The organism is Pseudomonas sp. SWRI18, from assembly GCF_014268345.1.
Taxonomy (GTDB): Bacteria; Pseudomonadota; Gammaproteobacteria; order Pseudomonadales; family Pseudomonadaceae; genus Aquipseudomonas; species Aquipseudomonas cedrina.
This window is the reverse complement of record NZ_JACCQQ010000026.1, coordinates 1-19290: the sequence shown is the minus strand read 5'-3', so window position 1 is coordinate 19290 and position 19290 is coordinate 1. Positions and strand designations below refer to the sequence as shown.

Genomic DNA, 19290 nt, shown 5'->3' with positions numbered 1-19290 from the left:
ATGCGCACGTCCCTGATCATCCCCACCCGTAACGCATCCAGCCACCTGGCGCGCCTGCTGCCGGCACTGGAGATGCAAACCCTGCAACCTGACGAGATGCTGGTGGTGGACAGCGCCTCCAGCGATGACACCGTGGCACGCTTTCGTGAGTTCGGCGCACGGGTCGAGGTGATCGACGCGCGCGATTTCAACCATGGCGGCACCCGGCGCTGGGCCAGCGAACAAGTGGGCGGCGACGCGCTGATCGTGATGACCCAGGACGCGATTCCCGCCACCCCGGAAACCTTCGCCAACCTGCTCGCCGAGTTGCAGCAGGACCCGCTCAACGGCGTGGCCTACGGTCGCCAACTGCCGCACCCCGATGCCGGTGTGCTGGGCGCGCAATCACGGCACTTCAACTACCCGGAGCACAGCCGCAGCAAGCGCCTGGCCGACGCAGCGGAACTGGGGATCAAGACTTGCTTCAGTTCCGACTCGTTCTCGGTGTACCGGCGCAGTGCGCTGCAGGCAGTAGGCGGTTTCCCGGCGGATGTGATCGGCAGCGAAGACGCCTTTGTCGCGGCGCGCATGCTGCTTGCAGGCTACAACGTGCGCTACGCCGCCACGGCGTTGGTGCATCACTCCCACGATTACAAGCTCATGGATGAGTTTCACCGCTATTTCGACATTGGCGTGTTCTACGGCCGCGAGCCGTGGATCAAGCAGGCCTTTGGCGACGCGGGTGGCGAAGGCAAGCGCTACGTGCTGGCTGAACTCGCCGCCCTGCGCAAGGCCGGCGCCTTGCACCGCGTCCCCGAAGTGCTGGTGCGCAGTGCATTCAAATGGCTCGGCTATCGGCTGGGCCATCTGGAGCGCCGCCTGCCGTTGGGCCTGAAGCGGCGTATCAGCATGTTTCCCGGTTATTGGAAGTGAGCATCATGACCCACAGGAAGCCCCCCTTGATGAAACGAACCCTGCTCGTCGTGGCCATGATGGCCCTGGCCGCCTGCAATACGCCGGCGCGCATCGTCCCGCCGGACGGCAAGACCGTCGAGGAAGGCAAACGCGCCCTCGACCAGCTGGCCCAGCTGCCGCCGGCGGTGGAGCGCATCCGCGTGGGCGACCAGCTGCGCATCGTGCGCGATGCCGGTGAAATGCCGACGCTGTCGGCGTTCAACGTCAGCACCATCTACGAGCTGACGCTGTACACGGTGCAGACCGACGGGATGATCAACTACCCGTTCCTGGGACCGATCCAGGTGGCCGGTCGCCAACCTTCGGAACTGGCGACGGAGCTGAGCAACAAGCTTGCGCCGGTGTACCGCGAGCCGCGCGTGACGGTGAACATCAACCAGGCACCGGCCAACTCGGTGATCGTCGGCGGCGCGGTGAACAACCCGACGGCGGTGCAGATCGCCACGGCCAACACCCTGGAGCAGGCGATTATCGGCGCCGGCGGGGTCAGCCCGGCCGGTAATGCAAGCATGGTCGCGCTGTTGCGCGAAGACGCCCAGGGCGCCTATCGCGCTTATTTCCTGGACTTCAGCCAGTTGCTCAAGACCGGTGCCAACGGGCGCAAACCCGTGCGCCTGCAGCGCGGTGACGTGGTGTTCGTGCCCAAATCCAATGTGGGCGAACGTATCCAGGGCGTGGATACCTACCTGAACCAACTGATCCCCTTCACCAAGTCCATCGGGGTTGGCTACAACTACACCCGCACCAGCGGCGGCACTAATTAAAGGAGCGACATCCCATGATCGAGATCCGTTCTTTTCGTGATCTGCTGCGTCTGTTCTTCATCTTCCGCCAGGAGTTCAAGCTGGCGGCGATAGCCGCGCTGGTGATCATCCTGCTGGGGGCGTTCCTGCTGCCGGCCAAGTACGAGTCCACTGCACGCCTGCTGGTCAAGCCGGGCCGCGATTCGACCTTGCCGATCGAAATCAGCAACCGCCAGGCGCTGGTGATGCCCAGCACCCAGCGCGACCCGATTGTCGACGAAGAGCGCCTGCTCACCGGTCGCCCGATCGTGCGCGCAGTGGCTGAGCATTACCTGGAAGTGATCGATAACGCGCCGCCGCCGGAAGGCTTCTGGAAGCGCACCAAATATTACGTGAAGAGCGGCGTGGGAGCGGTGTTCGATGGTATTCGCGTGGTACTGGAAACCGTCGGCGTGGTTGAAAAAACCACCCCGGTGGAGCGCCTGGCCGCCGCCCTGGAAAAGAACTTTGAAGTGAGCCACGCCGCCGGTTCCACGGTGATGGACATCAGCTTCACGTGGGGCGACCCGCAAATGGCCCAGGCCGTGGTCAAGGATTGGGTCGAGACCTACATCAACGAACGCACCCAGGCCCTGGGGCGCAAGAGCCTGTACGCTTTCTACGAGGGCCAGGCGGCCAACAGCGCCACCGAGATCCAGAGCTACAAACAGCAGATCCTCACGCACCTGAACGAGATCGGCGCGGCGAGCATCACCGATCGCCTGGAAGACTTGTCCGAGCGCATCAACGTGCTGCGCGGCGAGACCTTCAACACCACGCGCCTGATCGCCTCGTCCGACAGCGCCATCCAGAGTACACGCAGCCAACTCAAGGGCCAGCCTAAGGAAGTCACCACGGTACGCCAGATTGCACTGAACCCGCAGCAGCAGGATTTGCGCCGGCTGCTGAACCAGAAGCTGCTGGAAAAGGCCGACATGATGCGCACCTACACCGACAATGCGCCGCCGGTCAAAGCCCTGGATGCGTCGATTCGTGCGATGCAGGTCCAGGTCGCCAATGAGAGCAACACGGTGCAGGCCTCGGAGAACCGCGCGCCGAACACCCTGGAAATCCACTTGCAGCGTGTGCTGCTGGATGAAACCAGTAACAACCTGGCGCTGCGCACCCAGTTGGTCCAACAGCAAAAACAATTGGTGAACCTGGAAGCGCAGCGCAAGCAAGCCCTGGAAATCGAGCCGGAGCTGACGCGCCTTTCTCGTGAGCTGAGCACCACCGAGCGCAACTATGCGCTGTACGTCGACAACCTGGAAAAGTCGCGCATCGACCGTGAACTGGACAACAGCCAGATCAGCAACATCGCCGTGATCGAAGAAGCCACCTTGAACCCGGGCCGCATCTTCCCCAAAACCCTGGTGATGCTGATATTGGCGGTGCCGTTTGCCATGGTCGTCGGCCTGCTGGTGATCTACCTGTGCTACCTGCTCGACCAGCGTATCCATGACGGTGGCCTGGTGGAGCGCAAGTTCGGCCTGCCACTGTGGACCACCCTGCCGGAGCTGGACACCAGCACCGCGCAAAGCGCCAACGTGTTCAATGCGAGTATCTACCGGCTGTACAGCCTGCTGCAGCCCGCCCGCATCGCCGAGCAGGGCCTGACGCTGGGCCTGACCTCGGCGCGCCACGGTGAAGGCGTGACCTTTGTGGTGGAACAGTTGCGTCAGTTGCTGCATGAGAACGGTGTAAACGTGCGGGTCGGCGGGCTGGAAGCCGCTGCGCCCGGCGAAGTGGTGCTGCTGGATGCCTCGGCCCTGCTGGCCAACCGCGACGCGTTTGTTGCGCTGCGCCGCGCCGACCTGATCGGGCTGGTGGTGGAAGCGCGCAAAAGTACCGTGCCGGTGGTGGAGCATGCGCTGTCGATCCTCAACACCGCGTTCGGCAAGGTGGACGGCATTATCATCAACCGTCGCAAGTTCGAAGTGCCAGGCAAGGTACTGCAGACCATCGGCAAATACCGGGGGGCGTTCTGATGCGCATCGCCCTGCTCGCCCCCCTGCCGCCGGAAAAAAACGGGATCGCCGACTACGCGAATCACTTCCGCTCGGCGCTGGAACAAGTGGGTGTGAAGGTGCTGACACCGTTGGCCGGCGTGGCGGGCAATAGCGAGGCGGTCAAACAGGCTGTCAGTGGGTTTGACTGGCAAGCCGTGGACCTGGTGCACGCCGAGTTGGGCGGCGGGCGGCTGGGGGAATTCCTGGCCTTGCGTGAGCTGCGCAAGGCTTACCCGCGACTGCCGTTGACCGCCACCGTGCATGACCCGGAGCGCATCGTGTGGCGGCGCGAACATCTGCCGTTTCCGCTGAACCTGCTCGAACGCCTGCCTGGCCCGCTGCCCCAGGCGGCCGTGGTGCTGGCCGACCCGCTGACTTTGCGCGAAGAACGCCAGGTCGCCAAGGGGCTGAACCGGCTGGTGACCCTCACCCGCCTCGGCGCTGACTGCCTGCGCCAACGCATGCATTTGCCCGTCGGCAAAGTGGCGGTTATCCACCATGCGAACCTGGACATTGCATCGGCACCGCTGCCGTCGCTCGACACACTGCACCTGCTGTACTTTGGTTTCATCTACCGCGGCAAAGGCATCGAAGACCTGGTGCAGGCGCTGGCCAACGTGTTCGAGCAAGCCCCTGAATTGCGCGACCGCGTACGCCTGACCCTGGCTGGCGGCACCGCCGCGGAAATGGCGTTTGGCGCGGGCGGTAACTACCTGGAGCAGTTGAACGCGCAGATCGCCTCCCTGGGCCTGACCGGTTGCATCGACTGGCGGCTGAACCTGCCGGCCGATGAAATCGCCAGTACCATCCAGGCCCATCATGTAATGGTGCTGCCGTATCGCGAATCGAAAAAACTCGGCCTGCTGGGGCGTCAGCGCGGCACCAGCGGGGCGTTGTCCTGGGCCGCCGCTTGTGGGCGCGGCGCGATCACCTCGGATGCGCGCGCGTTTGCCGAGGAAGTCGCCAGCGGTAACGGCGCCATCTATCCCGAAGGCGATGTGGCGGCGCTCAGCGCGCAGCTGTTGCGCCTGGCCCACACCCCGTTGCTGGCGCGCGATTGGGCCGAGCGCGCCGGCGAGATCGGTCGCGAACGCCTATGGCCGCTGACCGCGCAGCAGTTCAAACAACTCTTTAAGCAAGCCATCGCGGGGGCGCCTTATGGCACGTAAACGAACCTACCTCGCCAGCGTTGCAGTGGTCGCCGCTCTGGGCCTGAGCGCATTTTTCTGGGGCCGCCCGGCCGACGCCGAAAACCATGTGCTCAAGGGCAGCAAGGTGGTGGTGTGGAAGGATTTTCTGGGGGTGAATGCGCAGTTCCTGTGGTTCAGCCCCGCGCGTTATCAGATGCAGATCGACCGCCTCAAGGCCCTGGGCCTGGAGTGGGTACGCCTGGATCTGCATTGGGATCAGCTGGAGCCGGCCGAGCACCAGTATCAGGTCGCGACCCTTGACCAGTTGGTCGGCAAGTTGCAGGACAACCAGCTCAAGTCGGTGTTCTACCTGGTGGGCTCGGCGCCCTTCGCCACCACAGCGCCGCCGGGTGCGCCTTATCAGGACCAATACCCGCCCAAGGATCCGGCGGTGTTCGCCAACCGTATGGCACTGCTGTCCCAGCGCTACCCCAGCGTTGACGCGTGGCAGGTGTGGAACGAGCCGAACCTGCTGGGCTTCTGGCGCCCGGCCGCAGACCCGGCCGGCTTCGCCGCGCTGCTCAGCGCCACGGCCAGCGCACTGCGCGCGGTGAACCCGGATAAACCCGTGGTCGCTGCCGGCATGGCTTTCTTCAGCGAAATGCCCAACGGCCAGACCCTGTTCGATGCCCTGGGCGCACTCGGCGTGGCCCGCCTGAACACGGTGATTTCCTACCACCCCTACACCCAATTGCCCGAAGGCAACGACCCGGCCAACCTGGACTTCATCGCCAAGACCACCCAACTCAACCAGGCCCTGCGCAACGGCGGCGTGCGAACCCTGTGGAGCACCGAGTGGGGCTGGTCGACCTACACCGGGCCCAAGGACGCCCAGGACATCATCACCCTGCAAGGCCAGGCCGATTACATCGTGCGGCGCCTGGCGCTGATGAGCGCGATGGATTACGACAAGATTTTCCTGTTCACCCTGAGCGACCTCGACCAGCGCGCCAGCGTGCGCGACCAGTCATACGGCTTGCTCGACATCGACGCCAACCCCAAGCCCGCCTACACCGCGCTGAAAAATTTCCTCGAGGTCAGCGGGCCGCAGCTCACGCCCGGCGATCCGCCCGTGGCCGACCAGTTGCCCGACGGCCTGTTCAGCATCGGCTGGACCCGCAACGACGGCCGCAAACTGTGGTTCTTCTGGTCGGCCGAAGGCGGCAGCGCGCACTTGCCGGGCCTGGCCAGCGCCACCCTGTACGACCCGCTGCGCGGCACGCAAACGCCGTTGAGCGGTACCAACGGCCTGACCTTGCCGGTCAAGTCGAACCTGCAAATTCTGTTATGGGACTGAGGCCTGCCATGCGCATTTTATGGATCCTGCCCTACTCACCCTGGCCCGCCACCAGCGGCGGCAAGACGCGCCAGTACCACCTGCTGCGCAGCCTGGCCGCGCGGGGGCATCGGATCACTTTGCTGCTGCATGACAAGCACCCGGTGTCACCGGCAGACCGCCAGGTGCTGGAAGCGTTTCTCGAGCAGTTGATCGTCCTGCCGCGCCGCCCGCTGCGCAGCGTCACGACGCTGCTGGCCGGGCTGTTTGCGCCCTACCCGCTGCTCGCCAGTGTGAATGGGCTGTCGCGCCAACTGCAGGAGACTTTCAATGGGTTGCTGGACGAGCAGTGGGACGTGGTGCAGATCGAACACAGCTACAGTTTCCAGCCGTACGAAGCTGCCCTGGCACGTAAATCCCAGGCCTTTGTGCTGACTGAGCACAACGTCGAATCAGCCCTTGGCGCCGCAACCTACGACCGTTTGCCGAACTGGGCGCTGCCGTTCATTCGCTACGATCAATGGCGCTACGCCCGCTGGGAACGTCGAGTGATGCGCCAGGCCAACCACGTGGTGGCGGTGACCCAAAGCGATGCGCAGGTGCTGGCCAAGATCGCCGGCAAACCCGTGTCGGTGGTGGTCAACGGCGTGGATTGCGATCAATTCGCTGCCGCCCGCCCCGACCCGTCGACGCGTCGCGTGCTGTTCCTGGGTAACTATGAATACGCGCCGAATGTGGACGCTATCGAGTGGGCCCTGGATGAGATCTTGCCCAAGGTCTGGGAGCGCTGCCCGGATGCGCGCATGAGCGTCTGTGGTTTCGGCATGCCGGCCCGTTGGCGCGAGCGCTGGCAGGACCCGCGCATCGAATGGCAAGGTTTTGTGCCGGACCTGCTGAACCTGCAATCCAGCTGTGCGGTGTTCCTCGCGCCGCTGCGCCATGGCGGCGGCTCCAAGCTCAAGGTGCTGGAAGCGCTGGCGGCCGGCCTGCCATTGGCGAGCACCGAGCAAGGCGTATCGGGGTTGGACCTGGTGGAAGGCCTGGACTACCTTGGCGGGCAAACTGCCACGAGCCTGGCGGACGCCGTGGTGCGTTTGCTGCAATTTCCCGACGCCGCCGCGCCCATGGGTGAAGCGGGCCGCGCCTATGTGCGCCGCGCCCATGACTGGAGCGCTGCCGCCAGCCAGCTTGAGCAGGTGTACGCGACCCTTTCACCGTTGAATCAAAAGGAGCCCGCATGCGTGTAGGCCTGGATTACCGCACCGTCGGCACCTCGCCGCAGTCAGGCATCAGCCGCCAGGTGTACGCGCTGGAAAGCGCCTTATACAGCCTGCCGGGCATCGAGCTTGAGCGGTTCACCGTGGCGCCCCTGGGCGATGAAAGCCGTTTGCAGGCGCACTGCCCGGACTGGGGCTGCGCGAAAACCGCCATGCACCAGCCGCACAATCGCCTGCGCTTCGAGGCCGGTTTCCTGCCGCGCGCCCTGCGTGAACAGCGCATCGACCTGTACATCAGCACGTTCAACATGGGCCTGCCACTGCCGCCCAAGCCCAAAGGGCTGCGCAGTGTGGTGCTGTTGCACGACCTGTTTCAGATCACCCTGGACAACTACCACGCCAACCGGTTGAAGGCGCTGATCTACAAGACCAGCGATCGCCTGTCGATTGCTTATGCGGTGCACAGCGCCGACCGCGTATGGACACCGTCGCAATACAGCGCCGACGAAACCGCGCGGCTGTTTCCCAAGGCTGCAGGCAAGATCCGGGTGCTGCCCAACCAAGTCGATGGCTTTTCCGAACTGGCCGCAGACCTCAGTGCCCACAATTTGCCCGAGCGCTATTGGTTGCTGGTCGGTACCCGCGAGCTGCGCAAGAACGTGCCGTTTCTGGTGCAGGCCTGGCAGCAGGCGCGGCGCCAGTCGCCCGGCGTGCCGGAGCTGGTGTTGGTGGGCAGCCTGGAGCATTTGCCCGAAGCCCAGCGCACACTGCCGGGGATTCGCGCGCTGAGCGGTGTGTCGGATGCCCAATTGCATGCGCTGTACCGCCAGGCGTCACGCCTGTGGCAACCGTCGTACGCCGAAGGCTTCGGCTTGCCGGTGATCGAAGCCCTGAGCGTCGGCACCCCGGTGGCGGTGGCCAGCGGCACGTCGCTGGATGAAATCACCCCTCCGTCGGCGCCGCGCTTCTCGCCCACCGATGGCCCGGCGCTGACGCAGTTGATGATCGGCTTGGGCGAGCGCGCCGATGAAGATTCGCCCACGCAACGCCGGCAGTGGGCGGAACGCTTCAACCATCATGCCTATCGGCGGCGCCTGGCCGAGCTGATCGAGGAACTCAAATGAGCCTGAACCTGACCAGCCTCGTCGCGATTCTCTTCGGCCTGCTGTTTGGCGCCCTCGCGCTGCTGCTGTCGCCGGCCAAGGCCTTCCTCGCCGTGGTCGGCCTGGCCGGGGCGGTGACCATCCTGCGGTTTCCGTTCTGGGGCCTGGTGCTGTTTGCCCTGGTTGCCACGTTCATGCCCTATTCCACGGTCAACCTGGGCATTCGCAGTACTGTCAGCGAAGCGATCCTGGCGCTGACCTGGGGCGCGGTGCTGTGGCACAGCTTCATCGCGCGCCTGCCCGATACGCCAAGCCTGGGCCTGCGTCCCACCGACCAGATGCTGCTGTGGCTGATGCTGTTCAGCGTGTTCCCGTTTATCGTCGGCCAGGTCAGCGTGCACGCCGACACCAGCGGCGTGGCCAACTGGTTGCGCTGGCTGCTGAGCCTGTCGTCGGTATTTCTCTGCGCTAAATTGCTGGTGGACCACAAACACCGCGAGTCGCTGGTGATCGCCTTGCTGCTGGGCAGCCTGGCGATGCTGGCGCTGTCGATCGGGGTGTTTGTGCGTACGCGTTCCGGGGCCGGCATTGCGCCGATTCTGGCGCTGTTCAACTACGGCAACTTCGACATGTTGAAATTCGGCCTGGAGGCCATGTCTTCGCGCATGGGTTCGCCGTGGATGCACCCGAATGCCATCGGCGGGATCATGGCGTTGCTGCTGCCCCTGGCCTTCTGCTTCGGCATGACCGAGCAGGGTTGGAAACGCGCATTGGGCCTGAGCGTGGCGTGCCTCGGCGCAGCGGCCTTGCTGTTGGCCAGCAGCCGCGGTGCGATGGTCAGCCTGGCACTGGTGCTGATGTGGATGGCCACGCGCCGAGTGCCCTACACCGGCCGCTTGCTGATGATCGGCGCGGCGCTGACGGTGGCGCTGGTGATGGCTTACCCGCCGTTGCAGGAACGCCTGGCAACGATTTTTTCGTCGGACAACGCCAGTACCGAAGTGCGTTTCGACGAGTACCGCATGTTTCCCCAGGCGGTGCTGGCGTATCCATTCGGCATCGGCTTCAAAGTTGACCCGCCGGTGCCAGGCACGGATTTGCTGGGCATCTCCAACCTGTGGCTGAACTTCATCTACAAGACCGGCATCGTCGGCATGCTGTTCTTTGTGGCGGTGACTCTGCGCTGGTGGCGGGAAGCGCGCCCGCAAAGCGGCCCGATTCGCCTGACCAAGGACAATGCGCTGTGGCTGGGCACCACCGCCGGGATTCTCTCGGCCTTGGTCAGTGGCCTGTTCGACCACTACTTCAGCTTTGCGGTAGTGATGGTCGCGCTGTTCTGGCTGATGGTGGGGATCAACGTGCTGGAGGCACGCCGACTGTTTCCGGCGCGCCTGCCCCAGGTGAACCGCGTGGCGTATCACAAACCCCAGCTTGATGGCGCACAGCCCTGATGCTCGGCTCCGCCGTCTGGCTGACCCTGGCGACGCTGCTGGGATTGTGCCTGGGCTTCGCCCGTGAATGGCTGCTGGTGGCGGCCTGGGGCGCGGGAGAGCGCAGCGATGCGTTTCTGATCGCAGTGTTTTTGCCGGAGGCGCTGCGCATGTCACTGGCCGGTGGCGTGCTGAGCGCAGCGGCGCTGCCGTTGTATCTGGTGCGCGAGCGCGACGAGCGGCTGGGCTGGCTGGCGGTGTTGTTTGCGGCGCTGCTGCTGATTGCATTGGTCATCAGCCTGCTGCTGACGCTGCTGGCGCCGTGGCTGGTGCAACTGCTCGGGCCGGGCTTGGCGGACGGTGCCCTGGCGCTCGCCAGCCGTAACTTGCAGGTGGTCGCCTGGTGCGTGCCGGGGCTCATGCTGCATGCGTTGTTCAGCGTGCCGCTGCAGGCCAGCGAGCGGTTTGTGCTGGCGGGCTTGGGTTCGTTGTTGTTCAACCTGCCGCCGGTGACCTACCTCGCGCTGGCCGGCACCGCCAGCCAGCCGCATTCACTGGCCCTGGCGTGCCTGGCCGGCAGCCTGCTGATGCCGTTGGCGCTGCTGCCATCGATGTGGCGCCTGGGTTGGCGGCCGTGGCGCTGGCAGTGGTCGTGGACGCCGCTGCGGGAACTGGGCCAGCGCATCGGCCCACTGTTGTTGAGCAACGGCGCGAGCCAGGGCCTGGCGCTGGTCGAGCGGCTGGTGGCGTCGTTGCTGGGAGAAGGTGCGGTGACCTGGGTGAACCTGGCGCGCAAGTTGATGAACCTGCCGCTGATTGCACTGATGAGCCTCAACCAGGTGCTGCTGGGCATGATGAGCCGCCGCCAGGGCAATGAGCGCCTGGCCCTGCTCAAGCGCGGCCTGGAAACCGCCAGCATGCTGACCTTGCCCGCTGGCGTCGGCCTGATCGCGGCAGCCCCGAGCCTGGTGGCGTTGCTGCTGCCCAAGCAATCGGCGGACTCGCCGTTGCCGCTGCTGCTGGCCTGGTTTGCGGTGCCATTGGTGTTCGGCGCCTGGAACGCCTTGCTTGCGCGTTACGCCTACGCTGCCGGCGATACGCGCCAGCCGTTGCGCTGCGAGTTGCTCGGTAGCCTGGTCAATGTGCTGCTGCTTGGCGCCCTGCCCTTTGTGTTCGGCCTGGCCGGTATCCCCATGGCTGCGTTGGCGGGGGTGATCTGCACGGCGTTGCTGCTGATGCAGCGCCAGGCGTTGCTCGGCGCCCTGCCCTGGGCGCGGCATTGGTTGCTCGGCGCGGTGCTGATGGGCGCGTCGGCACTGGCGCTGTTTCAGGTTGAGGCCGTATGGCTGCAGCTGGGGCTGAGTACTTTGGCCGGCGCCACGGTGTTGCTGGGCATGGGCCTGTGGCTCAAGCCGTGGCGCAAAACATGAATAAACGATTGGGGGCATGCAGGTGAAAAATCGCTGGATACAAATGGATATCGCCAAAGGCATCGGCATCCTGGTGATCGTGTATGCCCACAGCTGGTTTGTCGCATCCTCCCCGGACGTGCTCTACCCGCTGCTTGCGTCATTTGTACTGCCATTGTTTTTCTTTCTGTCCGGGGTCTTTTTCAAGCCTGAACAGCCCTTCGTGGAAATGGCGGTGCGCAAGGCCGACGGCCTGCTCAAGCCGTTTTTCTTCACCATGCTCACCTATGTGATCGTGCGCAGCATCCTGCGCGGCCAGCCGCTGCTGCCGGATATCGGCGGCGTACTGTACGCCTCGGTGAACACCATTCCCTGGCAGGCGCTTTGGTTTTTGCCGCACTTCTGGGTGGCGATCCTGTTCGGTTGGGTCGTGCTGCGCTTGATCGCGCGCCTGCCGTTGGCGGTCAGTTGCCTGGCGATGCTGGTGCCATTGCTGATCGGCATCTGGATGCTGCCCTGGTTCTGGCAACTGCCGGTCACGCTGGGCGGGCACACCTGGGTGTTGCCAGGCTTGCCGTTCAGCCTGGATATCACGCTGATCAGTGGCAGCTGCTTTGTCTACGGCTACCTGCTGCGCCATTGGCTGCGCGCCCATGCGGGTTCGGTGGTGACCCTGCTGGTATCGGCCGTATTGTTCGCGGCGATATTTCTTTACCGAGGCGACACCATGGACCTCGCGCAGCGGCGCTACGATCACTGGCTGTGGACCAGCCTATTGGCGGCGATTGGCGTGTATGCGTGCTGGGCGTTGTCGCGGGTGCTCATGGCCTCGGCGCTGATCACCCGAGTGATGACCTATATCGGCCAGTCGACCCTGATCCTGCTGATCTTTCATGGGGAGATTCAGCACAAGACCTTTGACCTGATGCAGCGTGTGGGGCTGCCTGCATTTGTCGCGGCGTGTGTCGGTTTTGTGGTGGCGGTAGTGGTGCCGTTGTTGATCGGGGAAGTGATCAAGCGGGTGGGGTTTTTGCGGTTTTTCTACTTTCCGTTTCCGGTGCGTAAGCCGGGTGGAGCAAACGCTGCAACCTGACAACACTGGAGATCCAATGTGGGAGCGAGCAAGCCCGCTCCCACAGTGGTTCTGTATTTCAGTCGTCGAGTTGCTGGGCTGGCTTGGCGCCGTGCTTGGCTGGCTTGGCGCCTTTGGCGGGAGCGGGAGCCGGTGCGGCAGGTTCAGGTTCCGCTGCGGCGGCCGCTTCTTTTTCCGCCATCGGCATCTGATCGATGGCAGCGAAGAATGCCTTCAGGTCGAGCGTATCCGGCGGTACGGTCTTCTCGAGCTTCTTCTCGCCGTCCTTGCCCACCAGGATCACTTTGGTACCGCTGCCGGCACCGAGTTTGAGGGCGCGGATCAGTGCGTTGGTTTCCGGCGGCGTGAGCTTTTTGTTGTCCTTGGGGTCCTTGGCGAACTTCTCCCCTTCGGCGCCGATGCTGCCGAACTTCACGGTGTAGAGCACCATGGCTCGCTCTTCAAAGGACTGCTGGGTAGCAGGCTCGTCCAGCTGTTTCTTGAGGGTCGCCAGGGTGTCGTTGCCGGAATCAAGCTCAACCACCACCAGCGGCCGGGCCTTGCCCAAGTCCTGCTTGAGCGGGTTGATATCATCGGCAGCCAACAGCGGCCCCGTAAAAGCCATCAAGGTAGCCAGGGTCAGCGACCGGATGAGCATGCGCACCTCCTTTGAATTCCATGCAGGGTTCTTGAGTTTCATGTCTGCGACCGTCAAATTCAAGGATGATTCCTACACCACTCTAAGAAAGCGTAGGTCAGAACGCCCGCTACGCGCCGGCTTGCTGGGGTCGACTGTCGTTGTTTCCACCGATTACGCAGACATCATGAGGCCTTCCACTGCGGCCAATGCCGCGCAAATACGGGCGCGACGATGGGGTCGGCATCCACCCGCGCCAGGCTCTGGGCAAAGCCTGGGGCCAGGCCACTCAGTGCCTCCCTAGCCTCGTCCCAACGCGACACCGCTGCCGCCATGATACCCAGCGCATTCGGCACGTTGTATGGGGTAAACAGCTGGTCGGCGAACTGATTGGCGAACATCACCCAGGCCTGATGCAGATAGCGCCGCGTACCCGTGGCCAGTTGCGCCTGCACCGCTTGATCGGCCTCGCCCAACCAGCGTTGCGGATAATCGATGATGCCGATTGCCGAATAGCAATTGGCGGCGATATAAACAAGGCCGCGCAAGATCTGCGCGCGGTTGCCGGCCAGCAGTTCTGAGGCCGGAAATGCCAGCCCCAGATGGATCAGGATCGCTGCGCTTTCGGTCAGCACCTCGCCATCGGGGGTGACCAGGGTGGGCACCTGTTTGAGCGGGTTGATGCGGGCCAGCTCGTCACTGCCCTCACCCTCCGCCCAGGAGGCCGCGTCCACCCGCCGCCACGGCACCGCACAACGCTGCAGGGCGATTTCGATCATGCACGAGCCGGATTCATCAATACCGTAAAGCGTGTACATAGGCGTTGCTCCTTCACGCGTGTTTTAGAACAGTCCCATCTGCCCGCCGACCAAGGTGCTGAAGTCGTCATTCACGAACGGCAGGATCGCATCGGCCACCGGCTGCAATTGCCGGGTGACATAGTGATCGTAGTCGATGGGCGCTTGACGTACCTCCAACGGTTCCGGGCCGTTGACGCTGATCACATAGCTGATCCAACCGCCACGCTGATACTGACGCGGGCGCCCCAGGCGGTCGTTGTATTCGTCTGCCAGGCGCGCGGCGCGCACATGGGGCGGCACATTGCGTTCGTAGTCATCCAACCGGCGGCGCAGGCGCTTGCGGTAGATCAGCAGCTCATCGAACTCGCCGCTCAGGGTACGGGCGACGTAGTCGCGTATGTAGTCCTGATGGGGCTGGCGATGAAAAATGCGCTCGTAGAGTTCCTGCTGGAATCGGCGCGCCAGGGGCGACCAGTCGCTGCGCACGGTTTCCAGGCCTTTGTAGACCATTTCTTCACTGCCATCGCTACGCACCACCAGGCCGGCGTAGCGCTTCTTGCTGCCCTCCTCGGCGCCGCGGATGGTGGGCATGAGAAAACGCGTGAAGTGGGTTTCGTATTGCAGTTCCAGGGCGCTTTGCAGTCCGAACGCGGTGCGCAGGTGCTCGCGCCACCAGTCGTTGACGTGTTGCACCAGCGCGCGGCCGATGCGGCTGGCCTCTTCCTGGGTGTGCGCACTGCCGAGCCAGACGAAGGTGGAGTCGGTGTCGCCGTAGATCACCTCATAGCCTTGGGCTTCAACGAGTTCGCGGGTCTGACGCATGATCTGGTGCCCGCGCAGGGTGATCGAGGAGGCCAGGCGTGTATCGAAGAAACGGCAGCCGCTGGAGCCGAGTACGCCATAGAAGGCGTTCATGATGATTTTCAGGGCTTGGGACAGCGGTGCGTTGTGTTCACGCTTGGCCACTTCCCGGCCTTCGGAGACCCGCGCAACGATGGACGGCAAACAGTGCCGGGTGCGGGAAAAGCGCGCACCGCGAAAGCCTTCGACCGAGTCGCTGTCGTCGGGGTACTTGAGGCCTTCGATCAGGCCCACCGGGTCAATCAGGAAGCTGCGGATGATCGAGGGGTAGAGGCTTTTGTAGTCGAGCACCAGTACCGATTCGTAGAGGCCGGGGCGTGAGTCCATGACAAAGCCGCCGGGGCTGGCCTGGGGTGGTTTGTCGCCCAGGTTCGGCGCGACAAAGCCCTGGCGGTGCATCAACGGCAGGTATAAATGGGTGAACGCGGCCACGGAGCCACCGTTACGGTCAGCCGGCAGCCCGGTGACGCTGGCCCGTTCGAGCAGGAACTTGAGCAGTTCGGTCTTCTCGAAAATCCGCGTGACCAGCTCGCAGTCCTTTAGGTTGTAGCGCGCCAGGGCGGGCTTGTCCTCGGCGAACATGCGGTTGATTTCGTCCATGCGTTGATACGGCGTGGAGATGTCCTTGCCTTCGCCCAGCAGGGTTTGCGCGACGTTCTCCAGGCTGAAGGACTCGAAGCTCCAAGTGGCCGAGCGCAGAGCTTCGATGCCATCGATTATCAAACGCCCTGCCGCAGCGGCAAAGTAGTGATTGCGGCTGCCGTGCTCACGCCAGGCCATCGGCTCTTCGCCACGCCCGAGCATGAGCGGCACATTGAGGCGCTGGGCATGTTCGTGAAGCACGCGCAGGTCGAACTGCACCACGTTCCAGCCGATGATTGCATCAGGGTCGTGCAGGGCAAGCCATTGGTTGAGGCGTTCGAGCAGTTGGGCGCGGGTGTCGCAGTAGTCGAGCTTGAAGTCCACGGCGTCGGCTTTGTTCGGCGGACCAAGCATGTATACCTGGCGCTCGCCGCAGCCTTCGAGGGCGATGGAATACAAATCGCCCTGGGCGGTGGTTTCGATGTCGAGGGACACCAGCTTCAATGGCGGGCGGTACTCGGGCGCGGGTTTCATCTGCGCCTCCAGCAAGGCGCCGGTTGCGTCAGGCGTACCGCCGAACCACACCGGCGCGGTGATGAAGCGTTCCATCATGTAGCGTTCGGGCGGGCGCACATCGCCCTCGTAGACATCCACACCGGCGGCACGCAGGCGCTTTTCCACATCCATGGCCTGGCGATGCTGGCGGGTGTACAGGCCCAGCACCTTGCGGTGATGGAAATCCAATAGCTGCAATGGGCGCAGCTCGATATCACGCTCGCCCTTGAGCAGCCAACCCAGTGGCTTGCGATGGGCTTCGGGGATAAACATCACCGAGGTCTGCACGGGTAGGCGGATAAACCTAGGGCCCTGGTCGGTCGCCAGCCAAAAGCTGACCTCCGTGCCCGCCGGGGTATCGCGCCAATGCCGGGTCAGGACAAAACCCTGCTGTAAATCCACCGTACCGCACCTCAGGAATCGCTCTCAGGGCGTGATTCTACTCGGCATCCGCGCAAATGCAGCAGCTTAACGCTCACCCAGCCACAGCCACCCGCAATCACGGTGTCCGTTTGGGGCCCGCCTGATTGAGGTAAGTTTCGATATTGCCCATTTGCTCGTCCCAGCCGCGGGAGTTCATCTTGTAGGCCTTTTGCCGGCGCGCTCCGGGCACCGCGTCAAAGCCCGATTCAACCACCCGCAGCAAGATACCCGGCGCGCGATCTTCAAGGGTGAATTCCACCAGCGTCGGGGTTTCCGTGTCGTAGTCGATGTTTGGGTCTACCGCAAACGGATGCCACCAGAAAGAGAACAGCGTCTGCGGCAGGATACGTTCGATCCTGGCCTTCCAGACCACGTGTTCGTATCCCGGATAAGTGATCTGCGCCTCGATGGTTTGCCCGGCAACAAAGGTTTTGCCTTCAAGGGCGACACCAAACCAACGGCCGAATTTTTCGGCATCGGTGAGCGCTTCCCACACCTGTTTACGTGGCGCGTTGAGCAGGACTTTCCGTTCTATGCGATCCAATACGTGCATAAGTCACCTCCTCCATTGACAGTAGGCGACATCAAACAATGCGCAACCTTGGGTTGTAAGCAATGATGATGACCCCGTCCCTGATCCGGTAATAGGTTATGACTGGCCCGTTGAATGGAAGTTGCTTTTGCAAAGGCGTGCGTTATGACGTGGACCGGTTGGACACACCTGGACGGCCCGTGATGTGTCCTGGCTTGCCGATCACGGCGTAGAGCGGTGGGATTGAATTAAACCTTCGGATCTCCAGGCGCTTTAGTCGGCGTTGCGTATTGCGGTTTGAGGTGGCCGTCCTGATCGAGCAACCAGGCGTCCATGATCTGGCGTACCACCGGGCCGGCGACGCGGCCACCGGCCTCGCCGTTTTCGATCATTACCGAGATCACGATCTTCGGATGCTCAGCCGGAGCGAAGCCGACGAACAAAGCGTTGTCGCGGTGGCGTTCCAAGGTTTTTTCGCGGTTGTAACGCTCACCCTGCTTGATCGCCACCACTTGCGCCGTACCGCTCTTGCCGGCAATGCGATATTGCGCGCCTTGGGCGGCAGCGCGGGCGATGCCGCGTGGATCATGCATAACCAGTTGCATACCATGGTTGACCTGCTCCCAATCGCGCGGGTCCTTGAGGACAACGTTAGGCATGGGGTTTTCATCGACTGGCGGCACGCCATTGATGGTCTTGGCCAGGTGCGGTCGATTCCACACGCCTTTGTTGGCAATCAATGCGGTGGCCTGTGCCAACTGCAGCGGTGTGACCTGCATATAGCCCTGGCCGATACCCAGGATTACGGTTTCTCCCGGGAACCAGGGCTGACGGCGTGTGGCGCGCTTCCAGGCCTGGGAGGGCATCAGACCGGCTGACTCTTCGAACATATCCAGCGACACTTTCTGGCCCAGGCCGAATTCCGCCAGGTAGTCGTGCAGACGGTCGATGCCCAGTTTATGGGCCAGGTCGTAAAAGTAGGTGTCATTGGAGCGCATGATGGCTGCGTCCATGTCCACCCAGCCGTCGCCACTGTGGTTCCAGTTGCGGTATTTATGGTCGAAATCCGGCAGTTGGTAGTAACCGGGGTCGAACACGCGGGTCTGCGGCGTGACAACACCGCTGTCGAGGCCGGCAATGGCGACTTCCGGCTTGATGGTCGAGCCGGGGGCGTAAAGGCCTCTGAGGACACGGTTGAACAGTGGTCGGTCGATGGAATCGTGCAGCGCGGCATATTCCTTGAAGCTGATGCCGGTGACGAACAGGTTCGGGTCGAAACTCGGCTTGCTGACCATGGCCAGCACTTCTCCGGTCTGCGGGTCGAGGGCAACCACCGAGCCGCGGCGATCGCCCAGGGCGTCTTCCGCCGCTTCCTGGAGGTGTACGTCGAGGCTCAGCACGATATTTTTGCCGGGGATCGGGTCGGTGTGCTTGAGCACGCGGAGTACGCGACCTTGGGCGTTGGTCTCGACTTCTTCATAGCCTACGTGGCCATGCAGCTCGGATTCGTAGAAGCGCTCGATACCGGTCTTGCCGATGGACTGGGTACCGCGGTACTCCACCGAATCGAGGGCTTTGGATTCTTTCTCGTTGATCCGTCCTACGTAGCCAATGGAGTGAGCGAAGTGGGCGCCAAGGGGGTAATGGCGAACGAATTGCGGTTCTACGTCCACCCCTGGCAGACGAAATTCGTTAACGGCCAGCAGCGCGATCTGTTCTTCGGTCAGCTCGTAGAATAACGTCACGGGCACGAAGGGGTGGCGCGCCTGTTTCAGCGCCTTGTCGAATACGGCGCGGTCTTCGGCGGGCAGGTGCAGCAAGCTGACGATGGCATCCAGTTCACCTTTGAGGTCGCTGGTGCGCTCGCGGGTGATGGTCAGGTTGTAGCTGGGGCGGTTATCGGCCAGCACTACGCCGTTGCGATCATAGATCAGCCCACGCGTGGGTGTGATGGGCAACACGTGGACGCGGTTATTCTCGGAAATCGTGGAGTGGTAGTCGTACTGCACCACTTGCAGGAAATACATGCGCCCCACCAAGGCGCAGGTGATGCCAATCACCAGCAGCGCGCAGGCGAGGAGGCGCTTGTTGACCAGGCGGTTTTCTTTTTCGTGATCTTTGATGGGTATCGGTTCGGGCATTTCTACAGCATCTCGTTGAAGAAGGTCGATGCCGCTTCCTGCGGATGAAAGCTCAATCCCTGAAAATGTGCTGCACCATACCAAAAAATGCAGAAACACTTTGTATCGATTTCCCCGGCGGCATGCTGGAACAGCGGTTTTCAAGGTGCAGCAGGCTGCTCGCACAAGAAGACGCATAGCTAAGCCAGCAATATCGCAGGCTATTTTTCTGCGTAAGTTTCCGAGTGCCCAAAACAAAACCCCATCTGCTTTCGCAAATGGGGTTTCGGAATTTAATCTTGACGATGACCTACTCTCACATGGGGAAACCCCACACT

General features: G+C 63.0%; 16 protein-coding genes. 11 read left to right on the top strand and 5 right to left on the bottom strand.

The window, feature by feature from the left end:
• From H0Z09_RS23480 to H0Z09_RS23435, 10 genes are read left to right on the top strand one after another with little or no spacing between them, the layout of a single operon-like run.
• On the top strand, positions 1-912 hold the full coding sequence (locus H0Z09_RS23480; protein ID WP_186693870.1) for a glycosyltransferase: 912 nt from the start codon (positions 1-3) through the stop codon (positions 910-912).
• A 29-nt stretch (positions 913-941) separates the two neighbouring features.
• Positions 942-1718, top strand: coding sequence for a polysaccharide biosynthesis/export family protein (locus tag H0Z09_RS23475; protein WP_169374623.1), 777 nt, complete (start codon positions 942-944; stop codon positions 1716-1718).
• 14 nt (positions 1719-1732) lie between these two features.
• On the top strand, positions 1733-3724 hold the full coding sequence (locus tag H0Z09_RS23470) for an exopolysaccharide transport family protein (protein WP_186693868.1): 1992 nt from the start codon (positions 1733-1735) through the stop codon (positions 3722-3724).
• Positions 3724-4914: a glycosyltransferase gene (locus H0Z09_RS23465; protein WP_186693865.1), complete on the top strand. Its 1191-nt coding sequence runs from the start codon at positions 3724-3726 to the stop codon at positions 4912-4914. Before H0Z09_RS23470 ends, H0Z09_RS23465 begins: the two co-directional genes overlap by 1 nt.
• A complete protein-coding gene (locus H0Z09_RS23460; protein ID WP_186693863.1) occupies positions 4904-6232 on the top strand; it encodes a cellulase family glycosylhydrolase in 1329 nt (442 codons plus the stop codon). Before H0Z09_RS23465 ends, H0Z09_RS23460 begins: the two co-directional genes overlap by 11 nt.
• Before the next feature lie 8 nt (positions 6233-6240).
• Positions 6241-7458: a glycosyltransferase family 4 protein gene (locus H0Z09_RS23455; protein WP_186693861.1), complete on the top strand. Its 1218-nt coding sequence runs from the start codon at positions 6241-6243 to the stop codon at positions 7456-7458.
• The gene (locus tag H0Z09_RS23450; RefSeq protein WP_186693859.1) at positions 7449-8552 is read left to right on the top strand and encodes a glycosyltransferase family 1 protein; all 1104 of its coding nucleotides are present in this window, start codon (positions 7449-7451) and stop codon (positions 8550-8552) included. The genes H0Z09_RS23455 and H0Z09_RS23450 overlap by 10 nt, the downstream gene beginning before the upstream one ends.
• Positions 8553-8554: 2 nt before the next feature.
• The gene (locus tag H0Z09_RS23445) at positions 8555-9982 is read left to right on the top strand and encodes an O-antigen ligase family protein (RefSeq protein ID WP_186693972.1); all 1428 of its coding nucleotides are present in this window, start codon (positions 8555-8557) and stop codon (positions 9980-9982) included.
• On the top strand, positions 9982-11391 hold the full coding sequence (murJ, locus tag H0Z09_RS23440; RefSeq protein WP_186693857.1) for a murein biosynthesis integral membrane protein MurJ: 1410 nt from the start codon (positions 9982-9984) through the stop codon (positions 11389-11391). The genes H0Z09_RS23445 and murJ overlap by 1 nt, the downstream gene beginning before the upstream one ends.
• Positions 11392-11434: 43 nt before the next feature.
• Complete coding sequence (locus H0Z09_RS23435) at positions 11435-12463, top strand: acyltransferase family protein (RefSeq protein ID WP_186693855.1); 1029 nt, start codon at positions 11435-11437, stop codon at positions 12461-12463.
• Between the two features lie 58 nt (positions 12464-12521).
• On the opposite strand, the gene H0Z09_RS23430 is transcribed toward H0Z09_RS23435, so the two are convergent.
• The 5 genes from H0Z09_RS23430 to mrdA form a co-directional block, all read right to left on the bottom strand.
• Positions 12522-13100, bottom strand: coding sequence for a DUF4174 domain-containing protein (locus tag H0Z09_RS23430; protein ID WP_076954729.1), 579 nt, complete (start codon positions 13098-13100; stop codon positions 12522-12524).
• Between the two features lie 164 nt (positions 13101-13264).
• Complete coding sequence (locus H0Z09_RS23425) at positions 13265-13897, bottom strand: glutathione S-transferase (protein ID WP_186693853.1); 633 nt, start codon at positions 13895-13897, stop codon at positions 13265-13267.
• Positions 13898-13921: 24 nt separating this feature from the next.
• Complete coding sequence (locus tag H0Z09_RS23420) at positions 13922-16279, bottom strand: DNA polymerase II (RefSeq protein ID WP_186693851.1); 2358 nt, start codon at positions 16277-16279, stop codon at positions 13922-13924.
• 97 nt (positions 16280-16376) lie between these two features.
• Positions 16377-16853, bottom strand: coding sequence for an SRPBCC family protein (locus H0Z09_RS23415; protein WP_186693850.1), 477 nt, complete (start codon positions 16851-16853; stop codon positions 16377-16379).
• 227 nt (positions 16854-17080) lie between these two features.
• The gene (mrdA, locus tag H0Z09_RS23410; protein WP_186693849.1) at positions 17081-18973 is read right to left on the bottom strand and encodes a penicillin-binding protein 2; all 1893 of its coding nucleotides are present in this window, start codon (positions 18971-18973) and stop codon (positions 17081-17083) included.
• Positions 18974-19001: 28 nt separating this feature from the next.
• On the opposite strand from mrdA, the gene H0Z09_RS27420 reads away from it, so the two are divergent.
• A partial coding sequence (locus H0Z09_RS27420; protein ID WP_238340294.1) for a hypothetical protein occupies positions 19002-19290 on the top strand: 289 nt, incomplete at its 3' end.

What these genes read in the sequence shown, in the direction of transcription:
- H0Z09_RS23480 (WP_186693870.1), top strand. Translation starts at nt 1, where the DNA reads ATGCGCACGTCCCTGATCATCCCCACCCGTAACGCATCCAGCCACCTG.
- H0Z09_RS23475 (WP_169374623.1), top strand. Translation starts at nt 942, where the DNA reads ATGAAACGAACCCTGCTCGTCGTGGCCATGATGGCCCTGGCCGCCTGC.
- H0Z09_RS23470 (WP_186693868.1), top strand. Translation starts at nt 1,733, where the DNA reads ATGATCGAGATCCGTTCTTTTCGTGATCTGCTGCGTCTGTTCTTCATC.
- H0Z09_RS23465 (WP_186693865.1), top strand. Translation starts at nt 3,724, where the DNA reads ATGCGCATCGCCCTGCTCGCCCCCCTGCCGCCGGAAAAAAACGGGATC.
- H0Z09_RS23460 (WP_186693863.1), top strand. Translation starts at nt 4,904, where the DNA reads ATGGCACGTAAACGAACCTACCTCGCCAGCGTTGCAGTGGTCGCCGCT.
- H0Z09_RS23455 (WP_186693861.1), top strand. Translation starts at nt 6,241, where the DNA reads ATGCGCATTTTATGGATCCTGCCCTACTCACCCTGGCCCGCCACCAGC.
- H0Z09_RS23450 (WP_186693859.1), top strand. Translation starts at nt 7,449, where the DNA reads ATGCGTGTAGGCCTGGATTACCGCACCGTCGGCACCTCGCCGCAGTCA.
- murJ (WP_186693857.1), top strand. Translation starts at nt 9,982, where the DNA reads ATGCTCGGCTCCGCCGTCTGGCTGACCCTGGCGACGCTGCTGGGATTG.
- H0Z09_RS23435 (WP_186693855.1), top strand. Translation starts at nt 11,435, where the DNA reads ATGGATATCGCCAAAGGCATCGGCATCCTGGTGATCGTGTATGCCCAC.
- H0Z09_RS23430 (WP_076954729.1), bottom strand. Translation starts at nt 13,100, where the DNA reads ATGCTCATCCGGTCGCTGACCCTGGCTACCTTGATGGCTTTTACGGGG.
- H0Z09_RS23425 (WP_186693853.1), bottom strand. Translation starts at nt 13,897, where the DNA reads ATGTACACGCTTTACGGTATTGATGAATCCGGCTCGTGCATGATCGAA.
- H0Z09_RS23415 (WP_186693850.1), bottom strand. Translation starts at nt 16,853, where the DNA reads ATGCACGTATTGGATCGCATAGAACGGAAAGTCCTGCTCAACGCGCCA.
- mrdA (WP_186693849.1), bottom strand. Translation starts at nt 18,973, where the DNA reads ATGCCCGAACCGATACCCATCAAAGATCACGAAAAAGAAAACCGCCTG.